Genomic DNA, 3,814 nt, shown 5'->3' on the forward strand with positions numbered 1-3,814 from the left:
CCGACTTACGAACATTCCTTCGGAATATTCTATCTGTGATTTATTTGCTAAATTAGTTGCTTAACCACGCAACTAACCATACACATCAACGTTGTGCCCAATTACCAAAATGAAAATTTCAGAACGATTTAAAGGATGTATTTTAGGAGGAGCAATTGGAGATGCTTATGGAAGTTCTTACGAAAATATTACTAAAGAAGATAATTCTGAAAACACATATTATCTTTTTGGAAAACCAAAAGTAAAAATCCCAAAATGGAGAATAACTGACGATACGCAACTAACTTTAGCAACTTGTGAGGCGATTATCGAAAATGAATCGTTGAATGCAGAAGTATTTGCAGAAAAGTATTTGGAATATTTTAAGTCTCGAAAAATAACAGGAATTGGTGCAAGTACATTAAAAGCTTTACAAGAATTAGAAGTTGGAGGACATTGGAGCTTAGTTGGAAGAAAAGGAGAATATGGAGCTGGAAATGGTTCAGCAATGAGAATTGCACCTTTAGGATTTGAAACAAATATCACAAGAGATTTAATAAAAGACGTTTGTAACATTACTCATCAAAATGACGAAGCATATATTGGTGCTTTAAGTGTTATTATTGCTATCCAATCGATATTAAATGAAACTTGGACAGGTAAAGAGAATCTTATAAAAATAATAACAGACCAACTACCTGACACTCGAGTTAGAGATAGACTAATTGAAATAGACAATCTAAAATGTGATTTGAAACAAGTGGGAGAACTTGGAAATGATGGATATGTAGTCAATTCAATTCCTTTAGCTATTGCCTTTGCAAGTAAAGTAAATGAAATTGGATTGACTGATATGTATAAACAGATTATAGAACTTGGAGGAGATACAGACACTAATTGTTCTATAGCTGGTCAGATTGCAGGAACATTAATTGGAATTCAAAACATACCGATTGAATTAACAAACAAACTGAAAGAACTCAATGATTTTGCTTGGATTAACGGAATTGTCGATAAATATGTGGAAAATAAAAACTGGGCACAACAATGGCTATAATTAATACGGGGTTTGGTATTTAATCCAAAGTTTAGTGTATTTTTATAGAGTCCGCCAAATCTTTTTGATTTGGCTTTAAAAATGAAAAAATTAAAACAAAATAAAAAGTTTTGGCTAAGTGCTTAATCGGAAATTAATCGCTTATTTATTCCCGTACTAATCATAGCCGAAGCCGTTACCTGCAAGCTGATGAAAATCCTACGTAAAATAACGCCATTATTGATTTTAATGATTTTTTCAATCATTTGGGCAATAAAAATTTTCTTAAGCGAATCGGATGGACAAGGTTGGGGATTATTAATTGCGTTTGCTTTAATTGGATTTGCAATTGGACTTTTAATAGTTGACTTTTTACTCAAAAAGTTTGTGAAAAACTGGAAGAAAGTAATTCTAATCGAAAGTGGAATTGTAATACTTTTTATTGGTTGGTATCGATACCAAAATAGACCAATAATATTTGAATTACCTGAAAATTTCACTGAAAAGTATGTTACCGTTATTTACGATGTTGAAAACGCAAATGAACTCGGAATAAATGTATTTACTTTGAGCAAAAAAATACAAGTTCCTGAAAATGGAATTATACTAACTTCGTCACAGATAAACGAGAGTTTACCAAAAACGGACTTTAAATCTTTTAATGGAGAATTATATAACTCGAATGAAAATCAAAAAATGTTTATCAAATTAACAGACTCTGAATTTGAACTAAATGGAAGGAATTATAAGTTTAAAACTTGGAGAATTGGAGAAGGAGAATTTATGGTTTCTACGAGTAAAGATTATGACGAATATAAAAGTAAATTAATAAAGGAATTTGAGAAAAAAGCCAACAGGTAACAACGTATATAATCCATTGCTAGTACTAGCCTACTTACGAAAATCCTCGCGGATTTTCTATTCGGTTTTTATTTGCTAAATTACGTGCTAAACCACGCAACATATCATATACAAAACCGTTGTGCTTAATGCAAAAAAACTAACTGAATTGATATTTAGACCTCTGAAATACGAAAAATACGCTGATAAAATTTGTCAAAAACTGACTGGGTTTCAAAGTAATTTCAGAAAGAATTATGATACTGATAATTATGAAAATTGGTTTTATAATCAATCGAGCGAAACATTAAGGTTATACAGTGACGACAAAGAAATCTATTTCAAATACATTCCCGTTGGAACGTTCTCGCTGAATACAAATAGTTGGATGTGGGCTTGGGCAAACGAAGATTCTGTAGAACCGAGAAAATTTAGAACTTTAAAAATTAAGGAGTTCGGAGAAAAGAAAAATTATGAAAAACTGACCAACTCTCATTTTGACGGAGATAAATATACAGGTTGGGAATTAACATCAATTGCTTTTGATATAATTGGCGGAATTGGGACTTACCGAGTCATTTCTGACCATTTAGAAAAGTACTTTCTTCTGACTGAACAAATAACAAAAGAAGAAGTCGAAATAATTGAGAGTGAATTAATCGAATGTAGTGTTCACGGAAAAATAAGAAAAGCATTCATTTGCCAACATTTGAATACGGAACAAAAAACTGGATTTGAAGAAGCTTTTGAGACTCATCGTGGAATGGAATTGGACGAAGAAGATGATTTCCAAGCTTGGTGTTCTGAATGCGAAAAAATGCGGCTTAAAACAGATGGTTGGAATGACGAATCTATGGAGTTCGCTAAAATAAAATTAGTGTGTGAGAGATGTTACTTTGAAATTAAAGAATCGAATTAAGCTAGAGAAAGCACTAAGCACAACACCGTATATAGCTCATAGCTAATTAGTTGCTTAATCGAAGTTAAGGCATATTTGCAAGTCCGCCAAATTTTTTAATTTGGCTTATTGAAAAGAAAAAGTAATAAGAAAATTAAAAAATTCGGCTCGTGCTTAACCGAATAGTTATCGCTAATTTGCACGCTACGAGCCATATACAAGACCGTTGTGTGTCATTAACCACTCAAATCTAAAAGAATGGCGGAAAAATCAGAAAAAAACTTATTTGGAGAATCCGTTAAGAAGAAAAAACGAAAATCTCGTTTAGAAAGTTCACTTGAAAGATATGATAAAGAAACATTTGAGGAAAGACTTGAACGACTGAAATTTCTCAATAAAATAATCCCGAATGAATTCGGAATTTTAGCTGACCCAGAAACTGTATATGTTTTCGGAGAAGCGAAAATGGCATTTGTTAACGGAGAATTTATTTCAACTATTTTACTTTCCCAAGCTTTTATTGAAAGAAAACTTCAACTTCATTATCAATCTTTAGGATTGGAAAATATTGGAAAAAGAGGACTAAAAGCAATTCTAACTCACGCGAAAAAGAATAATATTTTACACGAATATCTGACTGAAAGAATCGATATTTTAAGAAAAAGAAGAAATCCTTTTTCTCACGTAAAACCGACTGAACACGAATTTAATTTATCCCAAAGAATGGTATCTGAATTAAAATCAAATAAAAAATACAGACAACCTTTTGAAATTATGAAAGATGACGCAAAAGAGGCAATTTCATTAATGTACACAATATTTACAACTGAATTAAAAAAATAACGCCACACAACAATGTATAAAAATAATTGCTACATTAGTGCTTAAACAAAGGTAGTTGAAATTTTGTTACGTCTGATTTTCCTTCGGAAAATCCTCGCACACAAAACCGCAACTATTCTTATACGAGACCGTTACCACACATTTGAGAAAACTGCTAAACATAATAATTTTGACTTTAATTTTGACCTCTTGTCAGAATGAAAAGAAACTTAATGGTA

4 protein-coding genes are annotated in these 3,814 nt (G+C 31.6%); all 4 read left to right on the plus strand.

Translation table 11 applies throughout. The features are described 5' to 3' along the window. Positions 1 to 109: 109 nt before the first annotated feature. The 4 genes from K8Z87_RS13650 (at position 110) to K8Z87_RS13665 (ending at position 3,596) form a co-directional block, all read left to right on the plus strand. The gene (locus tag K8Z87_RS13650; RefSeq protein ID WP_227478133.1) at positions 110 to 1,036 is read left to right on the plus strand and encodes an ADP-ribosylglycohydrolase family protein; all 927 of its coding nucleotides are present in this window, start codon (positions 110 to 112) and stop codon (positions 1,034 to 1,036) included. Positions 1,037 to 1,225: 189 nt separating this feature from the next. Further along, entirely contained in the window at positions 1,226 to 1,876 is a 651-nt protein-coding gene (locus K8Z87_RS13655; RefSeq protein WP_227478134.1) for a hypothetical protein, read from the plus strand. Positions 1,877 to 2,024: 148 nt separating this feature from the next. Continuing rightward, positions 2,025 to 2,774 (plus strand): DUF6882 domain-containing protein, encoded by a 750-nt coding sequence (locus tag K8Z87_RS13660; RefSeq protein WP_227478135.1) that lies wholly within the window; start codon positions 2,025 to 2,027, stop codon positions 2,772 to 2,774. A gap of 237 nt (positions 2,775 to 3,011) precedes the next feature. Continuing rightward, positions 3,012 to 3,596, plus strand: coding sequence for a hypothetical protein (locus tag K8Z87_RS13665; RefSeq protein WP_227478136.1), 585 nt, complete (start codon positions 3,012 to 3,014; stop codon positions 3,594 to 3,596). Positions 3,597 to 3,814: the final 218 nt, after the last annotated feature.

Origin of the sequence: Winogradskyella immobilis, from assembly GCF_021887715.1 — a bacterium.
Classification (GTDB): domain Bacteria; phylum Bacteroidota; class Bacteroidia; order Flavobacteriales; family Flavobacteriaceae; genus Winogradskyella; species Winogradskyella immobilis.